The following is a 17346-nucleotide window of genomic DNA, read 5'->3' as shown; positions in this document are numbered from 1 at the left end:
GAGGGGTTTCGGCATCGAGCCGGACGCACCGTCTCCGCACCGAACCACTGACGCGATATTCGACCGGACCTGTTCTCCACCGCCAGCGAGCCTATTCTCACTCAGGGGAATCAATGAGAATCCGAGTGATGGTATCCGACGATTTATTGCTGTCTCGAAGCGCGCTCGCCGCATTAATTGAAAAGCGTGAGGAGCTCCGGATCGTAGGAGCCGTCGGCGGCGACACCGACGCGCTGGAGTTCGCCGAGATCCACCGGCCGGACATCGCGATAATCAGCTTCGACGGCGCGGACAGCAGTGCGATCAGCGTCGCCGAGAAGATCGCGAGTCTCCCGGAGTGCCGGAGCCTGGTCCTGGCCGAGAGCTTCACCCGTTCGATCATCCGCCAGGCCTTCTCGGGCGGGGTCGACGGCATGCTGCTGCGGAGCGTGCCGCCCAACTGGTTCTTCGAGGCCCTGCACCGGGTGCATCAGGGCGAACGCGTCTTCGACGCGGACCTGACGGTCGCGGCCCTCGCCAACGCGGGCTGTCCGCTGACCGCGCGCCAGCTCTCGGTGCTGGAACGCCTCTCCTACGGCGACACCATCGTCGAGATCGCGACCGGGCTGCACCTCTCCGAGGGGACCGTGCGCAACTACCTCTCCTCCCTGGTGACCAAACTCGGTGCCCGCAATCGCATCGACGCGCTGCGGATCGCCAGGGACGCGCATTGGCTTTAACAGTCCAGCTCGCCAGGTTCATCGACCAATTGGGGGGACGGCAATGAACATGGATGTGGTGACGGCCGACGTCGTCGGCGCCATCGCCCTCGTGCTGGGGGTGTCAAGTCTGCTCGGCGCCCTCGCGCGGCGGCTGGGGCAGCCGACGGTGGTCGGTCAGATCGCCGCAGGCATCATCCTCGGACCGAGCCTGCTCGGCAGACTCCCGGGCGATCCGACGGATCACCTCTTCCCGCACGAGGCAGTGCCCTTCATCTCCGTCATCGCCCAGATCGCCGTCGTCATCTTCATGTTCGGCGTCGGATACGAAATCGACCTGCGGTCCGTCCGCAGCCACCGCAGGGCCGTCTCGCTGATCGCCACCGGCGCGATCCTCATCCCGCTCGCCCTCGGTTCGGGCATCGCCATGGCGGTGCAGCACCTCGGCACATTCGACGGCCGGCACACCGACGGCCGCCCCTTCGTCCTCTTCTTCGGCGTCGCGACATCGATCACGGCACTCCCGGTGCTCGCGGCGATCGTCAGGGAACGCGGCATCGCCGGAACCCTGGTCGGCAACATCTCCACGGCGGCCGCCGGGCTCATGGACGTCGCCGCCTGGCTCCTCCTCGCCGCCGCACTCATCGGTACCGATGTGCCCGGAAGCAGGCCCTGGCTCGAGACGGTGCTGCTCCTCGCGGGCTTCATCGCGCTGATGACCCTCGTGATCCGCCCGGTGCTGAAGCGGTGGTTCGAGCGACCGGGCACCGTGCTGTCGAGTGAGGCCCCGGTCGCGTTCGTGCTCGCCGCGGCGGGCGCCTGGGCCACCGCCTCCCTCGGGCTGCACCCGATCTTCGGAGCCTTCGTCGCCGGGTTCGTCATGCCCAAACCGGAGGGCGCGCCGGACGCGGACGTGCTGCGCTCGATGGAACAGGCCGGAGGGATGCTGCTGCCCCTGTTCTTCGTCGTCACCGGGCTGACGATCAACCTCGGTGCGCTGAGCGGCTCCGACGTGGCCCTGCTCGGCGTGATCCTGGTGTGCGGGACCGGCGGGAAGGCCGCGGCGGGTTACGCGATGGCGCGGCTCGGCGGTCTCGGCACCCGGCAGTCGGCCATGATCGGGGCGCTGGTGAACACCCGCGGCCTTACCGAACTCATCGCACTCAACGTGGGGTTGAGCGCCGGCATCATCGACGATCGGCTGTTCACGGTCCTCGTCCTCATGGCCTTGATCACGACCGCCATGACCGGGCCGCTCCTCACCGCGATCGACCGCAGGTACAAGCCGGTGCCGGTGCCGAGCAAGCCGTGCCCGGCGTCGGTCCCCGGAGCGCGGGACCCTTCCTGACATCTCACACACGATCGCCGGCACCCAGTCGGGTGCTGATCAACCCCTGTCCCTGTGCTGCGAGATGGTGAGAAGCGATGGAGAAGCTGGTCGAACGGGATGAGGCAGAGAAGACGCTGGCCCAGGTCTACAGCGAATGTTCCACGGGCCGATGTAGCACGGTCGCCATCGGCGGCCCGCTCGCGAGCGGCAAGACCGCTCTGCTGGACTCCTTCGCCCGCGACGCCGTGGACGCGGGCGCGACGGTCCTCAAGGCCACCGCGGCGAGGTTCGAGCGCTACCAGCCGCTGGGGATCTTGGACCAGCTGCTCCGGGCGCACCGGCTCTTCCCGCACAGCGCCGGCCTCGAGGTCCGCGCGCTGGTGGAGGGCATCGTCGAGGCGGGAGCGCACAGTGAGATCTCCCAGCCGATCCTCGGTCTGCTGCAGAGTGCCTTCCAGCACCTGACCGACAGTCCGCCGCTGGTCGTCTGCATCGACGACGCGCACTTCATGGACGTCGAGTCGCTCCAGTACCTGCTCGCGCTGATGCGCCGGATGGGCAACGCGCCGATGTCCATCGTCCTCACGTACTGCCCGGACATGGGCCGCGACAGCGTCCAGCGCATCCTGCGGGCCGAGTTCCTCCGGCTGCCGAACTGCACCGAGCTGGACCTCGAACCGCTCTCGGAGACGGGCGTCGCGACAGTGCTCGAAGAGTATTTCAACCTCGAGGCATCGGTCCGGATGGCGCCCGAGTGCAGGCAGCTCTGCGGCGGCCGGCCGCTGCTGGTGCATGCGCTGGCCGAGGACTGCACCGGCACGATGTGGGAGCCGGTCGCGCGGCGCCGGCCCATGGCCGGTCCCGCCTTCGGCCGCGCCGTCCTGAGCTGCCTCTACCGGGCCGAACCCGTCGTCCTCGAGATCGCGCAGGCGATGGCCACCCTGGGGGAGTTCCGGTCGGCGGCCGCCGTCGCCCGCCTGTGCGGCATGGACCCGGAATCCGTCGCACGGGTCGCCGCGTCGCCCGGCGTCGGCGGACTGCTGGACCACGAGCTTCTCGGGCAGCCGAGCGTGCGTGAGGCCGTGCTCGGCAGCATCCCCCAGAAGGACCGGCACGCCATGCGGTCCCGCGCCGCACGGCTGCTGCACCACGAGGGCGCCCCCGCCCTGGTGACGGCCGGACACCTGATGCGCATAGACGAAACGATCCCCTGGGCGAAACAGGTGCTGTGCGAGGCCGCCGACCAGGCCCTCGCCGGCGGAGACCACGAGACGGCCATCGGCTACCTGGAGCGAGCCCACCGCGAGTGCGCGGACGGTCGGGAACGGATCGACATCGCAGCCCGGCTCGCCGACGTCGTATGGCGGTACAACCCGGCGGCCGTGAAGGGCTACCTGCCCGATCTGGTCGCGGCGGCCGAGCGGGGCGAACTCTCCGTCCGGCAGGCGGTCCCCGTCGTCCGGAGCCTGCTGTGGAACGGCCAGGTGGAGCAGGCGACACGAGTGACGGCGGGCCTGGGCGCCGGCTCCCGCGCCCAGGCCGGCGAGGACGCCCTGCGGTACGCCGAGCAGCTGCGCCTGTGGCTCCCGCTCACGTACCCGGGAATCGCACCCGCCCCGGGATCGGCGGACGGGGCCCCGCTGGACGACGGCGCCACCACGCCCGAGCACCGGGCCGCCACCGCACTCGGCGCGGTCCTCCGGGGCTCCGGCGAGGAAGGAGCCGTCCCCGCCGCGGAACGCGTCCTCCGGGAGGCCCTGGCGGGAGCGGCGAGCCCGGCGTCGTCGCTCGCCTCACTCATGGTCCTGATCTACTCCGACCACCTCGACAAGGCATCGGTATGGTGCGACGCCCTCCTGGCCTCCATGGGGGAGACGTACGGCCTCGTGTGGAACGCCATGTTCACCTCGGCGCGCGCGGAGATCCACTACCGCCTCGGCGATCTGCGGAACGCCAAGCGGCAGGCGCTCACCGCGCTCGCGCTGATGCCGCGCGAGAGCTGGGGGGCGGCCATCGTCGTCCCGCTCTCGCTCCTCATCCTGACCACCACGGCGATGGGGGACCTCAGGGAGGCCGAGAGCTATCTCGATCTGCCCGTCCCCAGCGCCGCCTTCGGGACCCTGGGAGGAGTGGTCTACCTCGACGCCCGGGGCCATCTCCATCTCGCGCGCGGCCGCCATGACACCGCTCTCCAGGACTTCCTGGCGGCCGGACACCTGATGAAGCTGTGGGAGGCCGACTGCCCGTCCGCGGTGGCCTGGCGCGTCAACGCCGCCCGCGCGTATCTTCACAAGGGTCTCGTGGCCCAGGCGAAGGAACTCCTGACGGAACACATGGCCCTGCTCCCCGCGGGCCATCCGCGCACCCGCGGCCTGAGCTACCGCGCCCTGGCATCCACCCTCCGCCCGGAGGAGCGGCCGCCGGTCCTGCGCAAGGCCGCGAACATCCTCGACCGCTGCGGCGACTCGCTCGACCTGGCGTACACGTTCGCCGAACTCGGCCACGCCTACGAGTCACTGGGCGACTCCGTGCAGGCCCGCCGCCACGCCGACAAGGCGAGGGCACTGGCGGACCGGTGCGCAGCGGCGCTCCCGCCGGCACCGCCGGCAGCGGCGTCCGACGAGCAAGCCGGGACGGAGACCGCCGGCGCGACCGACCTGCCCGTGCCACAGCTCAGCTCGGCGGAGTGGCGAGTGGCGGAACTGGCCGCCCGCGGCTCCACGAACGAGCAGATCGCCCGGAAGCTCTTCATCACCGTCAGCACCGTCGAACAGCACCTCACCCGCGCCTACCGAAAACTCGGCATACGCCGCCGCACCCAACTCCCCTCCTGCCTCTCCGAACTCGTCCCGTGACCACCGCGCCCACGAGCCGCCCGACGACGGGGCACCGCGATCCCGTCGGCGCACGTCGACGAGCACCGCGACGAGACGCCGACGCGGTGCTCCGAAGAGGCGGGGGGCCGGGCTCTGCGCATCTCAATGCCCCGTCCGCGCACCCGGGTTCGGCCGCCGGGCGTCCCGCGGATGAGCGCCCGGGCGTGCCGGGGGCGGGGCATGTGGAGGAGGCGTGTGTGGCCGGGGACGAGTGACTCTTCGTATACACAGTGCGTGTTAGCCTGCCCGCGATCACGATCGAATGCGTACGGGGGAGACACGGTGGGCTCGGACGGCTACCAGGTCAAGGCAGGTATGACCGGCCCGGCCCAGCAACTCGACGACGCCGGGACGGACATGGACGGCGTCAGCTCGGCCGTCAAGTCCCGCGCGAGCTACTCGTACGGCGATGTCGGCGGCGATGACGCCGCGTCGGCGCTGAACGCGTTCGTCAAGGCCTGGGAGGCGGAGGCCAAGACACTGGCTTCGGCGTTGCACGAGCTGGGTGCCAAGGTGCAGTTGGCCAAGAAGACCTACCACGGCACCGACCGCCTGGTGAAGAACCACGCGGACAGCGTCCCCGCCGGCGGCACGAGCAGCCTCACGGACACATCGACGCAGGGCGGGCGCACCTCGGCCCTGTCGAGCTACTGAGGAACGGGCCGGTGTCTTTCTTCTCCTCCCCCTTCGACTCCCCTTCCTTCCGCCTCGCGTTGCTCGCCGGGCTGTCCAAGAAGATGCTCGGGGCCGGCAGCAAGAACGAGCTCCTCGATCTGATCGACAACGCCCTCTCGGTGCCCGAACCGGGCGGTGACCAGGGCGTGCTGGAGGGCCTGGCAAGTCTCTACCGCGGCCAGGTCGACCAGCTCGGCAGCGTCTTCGACCAGGTCGACCGGGTGGGCCGCAAGGGCCTTCCGGAGGTGTGGGTCGGCGACACGAGCGTCCTCGCCTCCGAGGTGGTGAACGCCGCCGGGCGGTCGGTGACCCAGATGAGCGAGGCCTTCCAGGGCTGCGCGACGGTGCTGCTGACGCTGGCCGACGCGATCGGCGCGGCGCAGCGCAAGGACGAGCAGGGCCGCGGACAGCTGCTGGAGCAGAAGAAGACGCTCGGCGGCAGGGACGGTTTCTTCGACGACCTGCACGAGAACGACGAGGAGGAGTGGGACCGCAAGAACGCCGCCCACTTCGGCTCCTACGCGGTCGACCTGATGCACGCCGCCGTCTCCGACGCCCAGGAGGCCACCCGCGTCGCGGCCCGGGACCTGAACAAGTGGGCCGCCGAGGCACGTGCCGGGAAGATGGAGACCAGCGAACTCACCGCCGTCGACAAGCTGATGCTCGCCGACACCGGAGTCGCGGGCGCCGACACCGAGCTGAACGAGATCCTCACGGCCGGCGACCTGACGCGCGCGTCGACGCGTATGGACCAGCTGAGTCTCGACGACGAGACGGCCATGGAGCGGATGCTGGCGAAGTCGGACAACCCGCAGGAGCGGGCCTACCTGATGAAGGCACTGGCCGCCGGCCACAGCGTGGCCGAGATCGGAAAGTTCCAGGACAAGATCCACGGCAAGGACCCCGACTGGCTGCGCCGGCACCTCAGTCCGGTGGTCACGCGCACGGACAGCCTGGCCGACAAGGGTGTGGCGCCGGACGGCTCGAACATCAACAAGGACTACGTGACGTTCGACGGCCAGCGGTGGGTCCAGGGCGGCGACGGCGCCGAGGGCACCTGTGTCGCCTCGTCCACCGTCACGTCCCGCGCCATGGTCGACCCCCTGTACGCGCTCGGCCTCACCGGCGGCCCCGACGGGCAGCAGGACGACCCCGACGCCTTCAAACAGCGCCTGGTGGCCGAGCAGCACCGGCTGCACACCGAGGGCGACGGCGGAAAGAACTGGGGCGGCATGGGGCCCGAGGGACAGGAACGGATCAACGACACCAACGTCGGCAGCGCCACCGGCAGCGACTACGAGCGCCAGGACCTGAACAGCGCCGACGACCGCAGGGCGGTCCTCACCGAGGTCGAGAAGTCGGTGGCGCAGGGGCGGCCGGTACCGGTCGACGTCTCGGGCAAGGAGGGTGCCCACGCGATGACCATCATCGCCCAGGAGGGTGACAAGCTTCAGGTGTACAACCCCTGGGGCTCGACCACCTGGGTCAGCGAGGACGACTTCATCAACGGCCACATGGGCAAGGCTTCCACCAGTGATCTCCCCAACGCGTACAGCGTCTATCTTCCGCGCTAGCAGGGGCGGGGCCGCGGTCGCGGCGACCGCGCTCCTCGCTCTCGCCACGGGCTGCGGCTCGGGCGACGAACCGGCCGGCGGCTCCACGAGCCGTCCCACGAGCACCGCGAGCCGTCCGACGAGCCACCCGGTGAAGGACACCAGCATCACCGCAGAGCCGGGCGAGCGCTTCACGCTCACCGTCGACCAGAACGCCTCCACCCGCGAGTACTGGTACCTGGTCGACCCCAAGCCCGACAGCTCGGTGCTGGTCGGCCGCGGCCAGGACTACACGTCGGACTCCGGCGACGAACCGGGGGCCGGCGCCGGCGGCCGCCTCACCTTCACCTTCGAGGCCAAGGGCAAGGGGACCACCCGGTTCACGCTGCTGCACTGCACCTTCACCACCTGCCAGGGCAACACCTCCACCCTGCCCCCCGCGACGACCGGACCCTCCGCCACCCCGACCACGGGGACGGCCACCCCCTCCCAGGCACCCGAGCGCATCACCTACACCGTCACCGTCGACTGAGTCGCCGACCGAGTCGCAGCCAGCCGGACGAGACGAGACACCCGAGGCCCCGCCATGAACGACGACGCCCCCCACCCGCCGGACCGCACGGACGACGAGCTGGCCCGGCTCGACATCACCGTCCTGCTGCGCTACGGCCTCACCGCCGAGCCCGGCACCCGGCGCACCGCCCTGTTCGGCGACGGCGCCGCGGCCGCGGCCGTCGTCCTCGACCGCCTCGGCACCGAGCCGCGCTCGGTCGCCTTCCTCGCCGACACCGTGCGCGCCGGCGGACTCGCCCGCGCCGCGGAGCTGCCCGAGCCCCTGCCCCGCCGGGAGGCGGCCGTCCTCGTACAGGAGTGGCTGCGGGCCGGCACCGGACTCGCGGGCGGGATCGCCGCCGACGACACCGCCGCCACCTGGCTGCGCGCCGTGGCCACCATCATCGAACTGAAGCAGCTGACCCGGGCGCGGGACGGAAGCACGTGAAGCGTGCCGCCCCGCGCCGCGTCCCGGGCGGCCGGTGAGGGCCGGCCGGGACGTGAGGGCCGACCGGGACGGCCGGCTCAGGCGAGGTCGAACCGGTCGAGATTCATCACCTTGTTCCACGCGGCCACGAAGTCACGTACGAACTTCTCTCCCGCGTCCTGGGACGCGTAGACCTCCGAGACGGCTCGGAGCTGGGAGTGCGCACCGAAGATCAGGTCGACGGCGGTGGCGGTCCACTTGACCTCGCCGGTGGCGCGGTCCCGGCCCTCGAAGACGTTCTCGTCCGTGGCCGACGCCTTCCACTCCGTGCCCATGTCGAGCAGGTTGAGGAAGAAGTCGTTGGTCAGGGTCCCCGGCCGGTGGGTGAGAACACCGTGCCGGGAACCCTGGAAGCCGGTGTCCAGGGCCCGCATGCCGCCGATCAGCACCGTCATCTCGGGAGCGGTCAGCGTCAGCAGGTTGGCGCGGTCCAGCATGAGGGTCTCCGGCGACAGCTTCTCGCCCGCCGGGAGGTAGTTGCGGAAGGCATCCGCCTTGGGCTCCAGCACGGCGAACGACGCCGCGTCGGTCTGTTCCTGCGAGGCGTCCGTACGTCCCGGTGCGAACGGAACCGTGATGTCGTGCCCGGCGTCCCTCGCGGCCCGCTCGACGGCCGCGCACCCGCCGAGGACGATCAGGTCGGCGAGGGAGACCCGCGTGCCGTCGGTCCGGGAGCCGTTGAAGTCCTGCTGGATCTGCTCGAGCGTGCGCAGGACCTCGGTCACCTCGGGCAGGTCGTTGAGTTCCCAGTCCTTCTGCGGCGCGAGCCGGATGCGTGCTCCGTTCGCCCCGCCGCGCTTGTCCGTGCCGCGGAAGCTCGCCGCCGACGCCCAGGCGGTGGTGACCAGCTGGGAGACGGAGAGACCCGAGGCGAGGATCCTGCTCTTGAGGTCGGCGATGTCCTCGTCCCCGACCAGTTCGTGGTCGACGGCGGGGACGGGGTCCTGCCACAGCTGCGGCTCGGGGATCCACGGGCCGAGATAACGCGAGACGGGCCCCATGTCGCGGTGCAGCAGTTTGTACCACGCTTTGGCGAACGCCACCGCGAGTTCGTCCGGGTTCTCGTGGAACCTCTTGGTGATCGGTCCGTAGACCGGGTCCACCTTCAGCGCGAGGTCCGTCGTCAGCATCATGGGGGCGTGCCGTTTCGACGGATCGTGGGCGTCGGGGACGGTGTCCCTGGCGGTGGGATCCGAGGGAGTCCACTGGTGGGCGCCGGCGGGGCTGCTCGTCAGCTCCCATTCGTACCCGTACAGGTTGTCCAGGTAGCCGTTGTCCCACCGGGTCGGCTCGGTGGTCCATGCGCCTTCGAGACCACTGGTGAGCGCGTGGGGGCCCACGCCGCTGCCGTAGGTGTTCCGCCAGCCGAGGCCCTGCTGCTCGATGGCGGCGGCCTCGGGTTCCGGGCCGATATAACTGGCATCGACGGCGCCATGACACTTTCCGAAGGTATGGCCGCCGACGATGAGTGCGACCGTCTCCTCGTCATTCATCGCCATGCGCCCGAACGTCTCCCGGACGTCCCGGGCGGCAGCCAATGGGTCCGGGTTTCCGTTCGGGCCTTCCGGATTGACGTAGATCAGTCCCATCTGCACGGCGGCGAATGGACCGGTGAGTTCCCTGTCTCCGCTGTAGCGCTCATCTCCGAGCCATGTGTCCTCGGGTCCCCAGAAGATCTCCTCGGGTTCCCAGATGTCCTCCCGGCCGAAACCGAACCCGAACGTCTTGAACCCCATGGATTCCATGGCGCAGTTTCCGGCGAAGACCAGGAGATCGGCCCAGGAGATCTTCCGGCCGTACTTCTGTTTGACCGGCCAGAGCAGACGGCGCGCCTTGTCCAGGCTCGCGTTGTCCGGCCAGCTGTTGAGGGGGGCGAAGCGCTGTGCGCCGCTGCCGCCACCGCCGCGGCCGTCCTCGATGCGGTACGTTCCCGCGGCGTGCCAGCTCATCCGGATGAAGAGCGGCCCGTAGTGACCGTAGTCGGCGGGCCACCAGTCCTGGGACGTCGTCATCACCTCGAAGACGTCCCGCTTCAGCGCGTTGACGTCGAGGGTCGCGAACTCTGCCGCGTAGTCGTAGTCCTCGTCCATCGGGTTGGCCCGGGGCGAGTGCTGGTGGAGGACTTGAAGGTCCAGCTGATTCGGCCACCAGTCCCGGTTCGTCCTGGGTCGCCGAGTCGGTGTGGGCGTCGGTGAAGGGATTGCTGGATTCTCGCTTTCACTGCCGGACATGCCCGTCCTTCTTCCTGTCTCGGTGTTCCGTCCGCCGGCTGCCGCTCCTGACGTCGCCGACTTTGCGGGTGCCGAGTACGTCGGCCCACGCGATCAGCGCGCCAGGCGCCCACCGGCTGGAAAAGATGCAGTACCGCGTCAGTATCGTCGCGCACCGCACACCACACCTCTATGAAACACGCAGAGCACCCCCAGTCAATGAATTCACTTCAAGAATGGTGCGAACCGAACTGCCGTGGCGTACCGCTGCTCGGCGATATCGAGACACCGTGAAACCGGAAGGAAACCATGGCCCGGCGAACTCTTGGTCATGGCGTCCGCGGTGCCGGGCAGCAGGTTGAAGCGCCGGGGCCCGGCGTGGCCGAACACACCCCGGCCCTGCCGGTCAGTCGGCTGGACTTCCCTGAATGGATCGCCACGACGGCGGTCTTCTTCGACCTCCGGAGTGACGGAGTGCCCGTGCCGGCACCGACGCGGGCGGCAACGGCCGCCGACGGCGACCGGAATCTGTACATTTGTGCAGTAGGGATCACGGCTGTCGGTCGTGCGGTGGCAGGCCCGTGCTCATGAACCTCGCAGGCGAGGCAGTATGTCCGAGTTGAGTGCGCCGATCGTGGCCACGTTCCTCGTGTACGTGGCCGTCATGATCGGCACAGGTGTCTGGGCCTACCGCCGTACGCATACGTTCGCCGACTTCGCCCTGGGAGGCCGCAGGCTGCCCGCGTTCGTCGCCGCCCTGTCCGCAGGTGCCAGCGACATGTCCGGCTGGCTGTTCCTGGCGTTCCCCGGAGCGGTGTACGCGGCGGGCGTCGGCGCCGGGTGGATCGCGGTCGGCCTGGTGCTGGGTACGTACTGCAACTGGCTGTTCGTCGCCCCGAGGCTGCGCACCTACACCGAGCGTGCCGGGAACGCGGTGAGCCTGTCGGCCTACCTCGAGGAGCGGTTCGAGGACCGCACACGGATGCTCCGGATGGTCTCGGCGGCGGTGACCCTCGTGTTCTTCACCGTCTACGTCGCCAGTGGACTGGTGGCCGGCGGACTGCTCTTCGGGCACATCTTCGGTGCGGGGTTCAGGCTCGGGGTGGCCCTGACCGCCCTGGTGATCGTCGTCTACTCATGCCTCGGCGGCTTCCTCGCCGTGAGCCTGACGCACGTCATGCAGGCCACGCTGATGTTCCTCGCCCTCCTCGTGCTCCCCGTCGTCGGTATCGCGACGCTCGGCGGCTTCGCAGCGCTTCGTGACTCCCTCGACAGCAGGACGCCCAGCCTGTTGGACATGGGGGCCAAGGTCGACTTCGTGGACGGACGGTGGACGGGAGGCGGCGGGTCGCTCGGCGCCGTCGCCGTCATCTCGTTGCTCTCCTGGGGCCTCGGCTACTTCGGGCAACCGCACATCCTGGCCCGCTTCATGGGCATCCGCAGCACCGGCGCCGTCCCCGCGGGCCGCCGTATCGAGACCGGGTGGGTGGTCGTGGTGCTGGCCGGTGCCACGCTCGTCGGCCTGCTGGGCATCGCGCGGTTCGGCACACCGCTCCACGACCCGCAGACGGTGTACATCACGCTGAGCCGGACGCTGTTCAGCCCGTGGGGCGCCGGTGTGATGCTGATCGCGGTGCTCGCCGCGATCATCTCGACCGCGGACAGCCAGCTCCTCGTCTCGTCCGTCGCCCTCACGGAGGACTTCTACCGCGCCTTCGTCAACCGGCACGCTCCGGACCGGGTGCTGGTCTGGGTGGGGCGCGCCGCCGTCGTCGCCGTGACGCTGGTGGCCTCACTGATCGCGCTCAGGGGCGGCGGGCTGCTGGGCATCGTGGGCTATGCCTGGGCGGGCTTCGGCGCCGCCTTCGGCCCGGTGGTCCTGCTGTCGCTCTACTGGCCGCGCATGACCTGGGCGGGGGCCATGGCCGGGATCGTGTCCGGCGCGGTCACGGTGCTCCTGTGGCGCGTGGTCAAACCGCTGCACGGCCCCTTCTGGTCGGGCATCTACGAGATGATTCCGGGCGTCCTGGTCGCCACGGCCGCGGCACTGATCTTCGGCAAGTTCGTCGGCCGGCCTCCGAAACGGGCCTTCTGGCGAATGCCGGGCGGCGGGGTGAGCCAGCTGATGCTCACCCCCTTCCTCAGCCACGCACCGGTCGGTATCGCCGTCCTCGACACGGATCTGCGGTACGTCTGGGTGAACGAGCCGCTGGACCGCCAGATCCCCCTCGAACGACGGCTGGGGCGGCGGATGGCGGAGATCCTGCCGCAAGCCGAGGCCGAGGCCTTCGAGGAGAAGATGCACGAAGTTCTCCGGACCGGCGCGCCGGTGATGGACTTCGAGTACCGCGGTGCCGGCTACACGGTGCACGACCGAAGCCGCGCGATCTCAGCGTCCTTCTTCGCCATGAAGGACCGCCACGACCGGAACGTCGGCGTCTGGTACATGATCATCGACGTCACCGAACGATGGCGGGCGCAGGAACGCCTGGCCCTGCTCAACGACGCCGCCGCACGTATCGGCAGCACCCTTGACGTGACCCGGACCGCGCAGGAACTGGCGGACGACGCGGTGCCGGCCGTGGCCGACTTCGTCGGCGTCGACCTGCTGGACTCGGTCATGCGGGGAGAGGAACCGGCACCCGGGCCGGTCGGCGAGGCGCCCGTCCTCCGCCGAGCGGCCCAGCAGTCGGTCCGTGAGGGCTGCCCCGAGGCGTCACTGGCCGTGGGGGAGACGATCCGGCGTGCGCCCGCGTCGCCCGTGACCCGCTGTCTGCTCGAGAGCAAGACCCTGGTCGAGCGGGTCCTGGACCGCACCAACAGTCCGTGGGTGACCGTGGACGAGACGCTGGGCGCCTCGCTCGTGGACTACGACTTCCGCTCGGTGATGGTGGTCCCCGTGCGGGCGCGCGGCGTCACCCTGGGGGTGGTGACCTTCGCCCGGTCCCCGCGGCTGGGCCCCTTCGAGGACGACGACGTCCGCCTCGCCGAGGAACTCGTCTCCCGTGCGGCGGTGTGCATCGACAACGCACGCCGTTTCACCCGTGAGCGCACGGCGGCCCGTTCCATGCAGCGCTACCTGTTGCCGCAGGACCTGACGGGAGGGTCCGCTCTGGCGGTGGCCTCGTGGTACCTGCCGGCGGATGCCCCCAGCGGTGTGGGCGGCGACTGGTTCGACGTGATTCCGCTCTCCGGAGCACGGGTCGCCCTGGTCGTCGGGGACGTGGCCGGGCATGGCATCAACGCGGCGGCGACCATGGGGCGCCTGCGCGTCGCCGTACGCACGCTCGCCAACCTCGACCACTCCCCGGAAGAACTGCTGGCCCACCTGGATGACCTGGTCATCGGCCTCATGGGGGCGCACGACGTCGATGCCCCGATGGCGGACGAGGGCGAGGCGACCGGCACCGCGTTCCTGGGTGCCACCTGCCTGTACGCCGTCTACGACCCGGTCAGCAGGCTCTGCACCATGGCCCGGGCCGGTCACCTCCCCCCGATGGTCGTCACTCCCGACGGCGCCGTCGCCATTCTGGACCTGCCCGCGGGACCGCCGCTCGGCCTCGGCTACCTCCCCTTCGAGTCCATCGAGACCGAGCTGGAGGACGGCAGCCTCATCGCCCTCTACACCGACGGCCTCGTCGAGTCCGTCGACCGGGACATCGACGTCGGGCTCTCCCGGCTGGGCGATGCCCTCGCGGCGCCCCTGCCGACCCTGGCGGAGACCGGCCGACGAGTGATCGACAGCCTGCTGACGGGTCCGCCCGCCGACGACGCGGCCCTGCTCCTCGCCCGTACCCGGGTCCTGGCCCCGGACCGCGTCGCCTCGTGGGACCTGCCCAGCGATCCGGCTGCCGTCGCGCACGCCCGCGACCTCGCGACTCGGAAGCTGACGGAGTGGGGCATCCCCGATCTGACGTTCACCACGGAACTCATCGTCAGCGAACTGGTGACCAACGCGATCCGCCATGCGACCGGACCGGTCTGCCTGCGCTTGATCCGCGAGCGCGGCCTGATCTGTGAGGTGTCCGACGCCAGCAGCACCTCGCCCCGCCTGCGCCACGCACGTACCACCGACGAGGGGGGACGGGGCCTGCTGATCGTTGCCCAGATGGCCCGCCGGTGGGGCACTCGTTACACGAAGACCGGCAAGATCATCTGGGCGGAGCAGGTCATCGGGGCCGACGCGACCGGCTAGCCCGGCCGCCGCGCTCGGGACCGAGCCCACAGGACCCGCCCTCGCCGGAAGAGGTGGATCTGATGGCTCCGGCAGGCGGGGCAGCGGGGCGACCACCCGGTCAGGACCATCACGCCGCCACCCTCCCGGCCACCCCGACCCGGGCCCACGGCACCTCGGGAAAGGTCCTCGGCGGTACGTCCACGACTACGGCTGCACGAACCGGGCTGCTGGACTCGAGGGAGCCGGTGTCCGACGGCCGACGGCACGGGATCGCGGACGTCGGCTCCCGGCGTGCCCTCACAGCTTGAGGCTGAACCACGTGGTCTTCCCCTCGTCCGTGGGGCGCACGCCCCAGTCGTCGGCGAGGGCGCGTACGAGCAGCAGGCCGCGCCCGGACTCCTCGTCCTCCGCCGCGAGGCGCGGCTGGGGCAGGTGGGGGCTGCGGTCGCTGATCTCCACGGTGAGACCGGTGTCCGTGCGGCACACGTGCACCCCGATCGGGCCCTGGGCGTGCTGCACGGCGTTGGTGAGGACCTCGGAGAGCAGGAGGAGCGCGTCGTCCGTCGAGCCCGCGCAGCCCCATGTGCTCAGTGCCTTGTCGAGGAAGTCGCGGCCCGCCGGCACGGACTCGGGTGCGGAGGGCAGGGATGCGGTGGCCGTGGCCAGAGGCGCCGCGGGCAGCTGGGTCAGCAGCAGCGTGACGTCGTCGTGGCCGTCGGCATCGGGCAGCAGCGTCGACAGGACGTATTCGGCGGCGGCCTCCAGGTCCGGCGTTGCGGCCGGGAGTTCGTCGAGGGTGGTGACGAGCTGGGTCAGCTTGTCCTCGATGTCGCTCTCAGGGGTTTCGATCAGGCCGTCGGTGTAGAGCACGAGGGTGGCGCCGGGCTCGATGCTGCTGCAGCACTGCTCGTAGATCACCCCGCCGACACCGAGCGGGGCGTTCACGGGTGCCGGCAGCGCCTGGGTGCGGGTTCCGGGGACGGCGACGAGAACCGGCAGATGGCCGGCGGAACACACGGTCACCTCCCCGGCGTCGGCGGCGATGACCAGGTAACAGCAGGTGACCAGTTGGTCGGGGACGTCGAGATCGGCGACGACGGTGTCCAGCGCCTGCATCAGTTGCCTCGGCTGGAGCCCGGTCTTGGCCAACGCATGTGCGGCGGAGCGGAGTTGGCCCATGACGGCGGCGGCCTCGAGGCCCCTGCCCATCACATCGCCGATCAGGACACCGACCCGGCCGGCGCCCAGCGGTATCAGGTCGAACCAGTCGCCGCCGACACCGGCTCCCTGGGTCGCGGGCCGGTAGCGGCTCGCAGTGGCGAGGCCGGGAATGGCGGGCGGCGTACCCATCAGGCTGCGCTGCAGGGTCAGGGCGATGTGCCGCTGCTGTTCGTACAGTTCGGTCAGCTCGGCCTCGGCGCGCTTGCGGTCGCTGATGTCCCGGACGATGGCGCACGCCCCGACGACCGTGCCGTCCGCTGCGCGGGTCGGCCACAGGGTGACGTCGACGTCCAGAAGCCCTCCGGAGCGGGTGAGGCGCAACGTCTCGAAGTGCTCGACCTTCTCACCCTCGCGCAGCCGCTCCAGGAGCGCGGTGATCTCGTGCTTTCTCGCGGAGGGCGCCAGCATGGACACGTGCCGACCCAGGACCTCCTCCGCCGTGAAGCCGTACAACCGCTGCGCCGCGGCGTTCCAGTACGTGATCCGGCCGTCCAGGGTCTTCGCGAGGATCGCGTCCTGCGAGGACTCGACCAGTGCGGCGAGCTCGTTGATGCGTTCCTCCGCCGCTTTGCGTTCGCTGACGTCGCGTACTGCGGCGGAGACGAGGAGTCCGTCGGTGGTTTCCAGGGGGCTGAGGCTGATTTCGACGGGGAACTCGGTGCCGTCTTTGCGTAGTCCGTACAGGTCGAGTCCGGCGCCCATGGGGCGGACCTGCTGGTTGTGGGCGTAGCCGTTGCGGTGTTCGGTGTGGTGGGGGCGGAAGCGGCCGGGGACGAGGAGTTCGACGGGGTGGCCGAGGAGTTCTTCGCGCTGGTAGCCGAAGAGGGCTTCCGTCTGGGCGTTGACGAGTCTGATCGTGCCGCTGTCGTCGACGATGACCATGGCGTCCGGCGCCGCCTCCAGCAGCCCCCGGAACCTTTCTTCGGCTGCTTTGCGTTCGCTGACGTCGCGTACTGCGGCGGAGACGAGGAGTCCGTCGGTGGTTTCCAGGGGGCTGAGGCTGATTTCGACGGGGAACTCGGTGCCGTCTTTGCGTAGTCCGTACAGGTCGAGTCCGGCGCCCATGGGGCGGACCTGCTGGTTGTGGGCGTAGCCGTTGCGGTGTTCGGTGTGGTGGGGGCGGAAGCGGCCGGGGACGAGGAGTTCGACGGGGTGGCCGAGGAGTTCTTCGCGCTGGTAGCCGAAGAGGGCTTCCGTCTGGGCGTTGACGAGTCTGATCGTGCCGCTGTCGTCGACGATGACCATGGCGTCCGGCGCCGCCTCCAGCAGTCCCCGGAACCTCTCCTCCGCGGCGCCCGGCACGCCTGCGGAGGCCCGCACCGCGCACCGGCACGTGCCGAGTCCGACCGGGTCGGCGGGATCAGGCGGTGCTGCTTCCACCAAGTCGCTCATGTTCGTTCTTCGCCCCCCGGGCCGATGCTGAGGCAGGTCATCTCAGCGCAAACCGTGCGGCTCCGCGCCGCCAAGTCGTTAAGTGGCCCCACGGTGCCCGAACTTGTCCGCCGACGAGGACGACGTGACCACTTTGTCCGCCGACGAGGATCGCGGTGACCACCTTGTCCGCCGA

General features: G+C 70.2%; 10 protein-coding genes. 8 read left to right on the top strand and 2 right to left on the bottom strand.

Annotation, left to right across the window (positions count from 1 at the left end):
• Window positions 1-146 precede the first annotated feature (146 nt).
• The 7 genes from JK361_RS00145 to JK361_RS00115 all read left to right on the top strand — a co-directional run bounded on the left by JK361_RS00145 (window position 147) and on the right by JK361_RS00115 (window position 8132).
• Window positions 147-719 (top strand): response regulator transcription factor, encoded by a 573-nt coding sequence (locus JK361_RS00145; RefSeq protein WP_201813514.1) that lies wholly within the window; start codon window positions 147-149, stop codon window positions 717-719.
• 43 nt (window positions 720-762) lie between these two features.
• Entirely contained in the window at window positions 763-2046 is a 1284-nt protein-coding gene (locus tag JK361_RS00140; RefSeq protein ID WP_201813513.1) for a cation:proton antiporter, read from the top strand.
• A gap of 77 nt (window positions 2047-2123) precedes the next feature.
• Window positions 2124-4883, top strand: coding sequence for a helix-turn-helix transcriptional regulator (locus JK361_RS00135; protein ID WP_201813512.1), 2760 nt, complete (start codon window positions 2124-2126; stop codon window positions 4881-4883).
• A 303-nt stretch (window positions 4884-5186) separates the two neighbouring features.
• Complete coding sequence (locus JK361_RS00130; protein ID WP_201813511.1) at window positions 5187-5558, top strand: DUF6317 family protein; 372 nt, start codon at window positions 5187-5189, stop codon at window positions 5556-5558.
• Window positions 5559-5569: 11 nt separating this feature from the next.
• Window positions 5570-7153: a peptidoglycan-binding protein gene (locus tag JK361_RS00125; protein WP_201813510.1), complete on the top strand. Its 1584-nt coding sequence runs from the start codon at window positions 5570-5572 to the stop codon at window positions 7151-7153.
• A gap of 130 nt (window positions 7154-7283) precedes the next feature.
• Window positions 7284-7664: a protease inhibitor I42 family protein gene (locus JK361_RS40870; protein ID WP_307787091.1), complete on the top strand. Its 381-nt coding sequence runs from the start codon at window positions 7284-7286 to the stop codon at window positions 7662-7664.
• A gap of 54 nt (window positions 7665-7718) precedes the next feature.
• Window positions 7719-8132 (top strand): hypothetical protein, encoded by a 414-nt coding sequence (locus JK361_RS00115; RefSeq protein ID WP_201813508.1) that lies wholly within the window; start codon window positions 7719-7721, stop codon window positions 8130-8132.
• Between the two features lie 77 nt (window positions 8133-8209).
• On the opposite strand, the gene katG is transcribed toward JK361_RS00115, so the two are convergent.
• Complete coding sequence (katG, locus tag JK361_RS00110; protein ID WP_201813507.1) at window positions 8210-10402, bottom strand: catalase/peroxidase HPI; 2193 nt, start codon at window positions 10400-10402, stop codon at window positions 8210-8212.
• Between the two features lie 589 nt (window positions 10403-10991).
• Between katG and putP the strand changes: the two genes are divergently transcribed.
• Window positions 10992-14576 (top strand): sodium/proline symporter PutP, encoded by a 3585-nt coding sequence (putP, locus tag JK361_RS00105; RefSeq protein ID WP_201813506.1) that lies wholly within the window; start codon window positions 10992-10994, stop codon window positions 14574-14576.
• 279 nt (window positions 14577-14855) lie between these two features.
• Here putP and JK361_RS00100 read toward each other — a convergent pair whose 3' ends face one another.
• Window positions 14856-17171 (bottom strand): SpoIIE family protein phosphatase, encoded by a 2316-nt coding sequence (locus JK361_RS00100; RefSeq protein WP_201813505.1) that lies wholly within the window; start codon window positions 17169-17171, stop codon window positions 14856-14858.
• Window positions 17172-17346 lie beyond the last annotated feature (175 nt).

Origin of the sequence: Streptomyces musisoli (assembly GCF_016741855.1) — a bacterium.
Taxonomy (GTDB): domain Bacteria; phylum Actinomycetota; class Actinomycetes; order Streptomycetales; family Streptomycetaceae; genus Streptomyces; species Streptomyces musisoli.
This window is presented reverse-complemented; position numbering and strand designations above follow the sequence as displayed.

Excerpts from the sequence above, each read along its gene's own strand:
- JK361_RS00140 (WP_201813513.1), top strand. The coding sequence starts at position 763 with ATGAACATGGATGTGGTGACGGCCGACGTCGTCGGCGCCATCGCCCTC.
- JK361_RS00135 (WP_201813512.1), top strand. The coding sequence starts at position 2,124 with ATGGAGAAGCTGGTCGAACGGGATGAGGCAGAGAAGACGCTGGCCCAG.
- JK361_RS00115 (WP_201813508.1), top strand. The coding sequence starts at position 7,719 with ATGAACGACGACGCCCCCCACCCGCCGGACCGCACGGACGACGAGCTG.
- katG (WP_201813507.1), bottom strand. The coding sequence starts at position 10,402 with ATGTCCGGCAGTGAAAGCGAGAATCCAGCAATCCCTTCACCGACGCCC.
- putP (WP_201813506.1), top strand. The coding sequence starts at position 10,992 with ATGTCCGAGTTGAGTGCGCCGATCGTGGCCACGTTCCTCGTGTACGTG.
- JK361_RS00100 (WP_201813505.1), bottom strand. The coding sequence starts at position 17,171 with ATGAGCGACTTGGTGGAAGCAGCACCGCCTGATCCCGCCGACCCGGTC.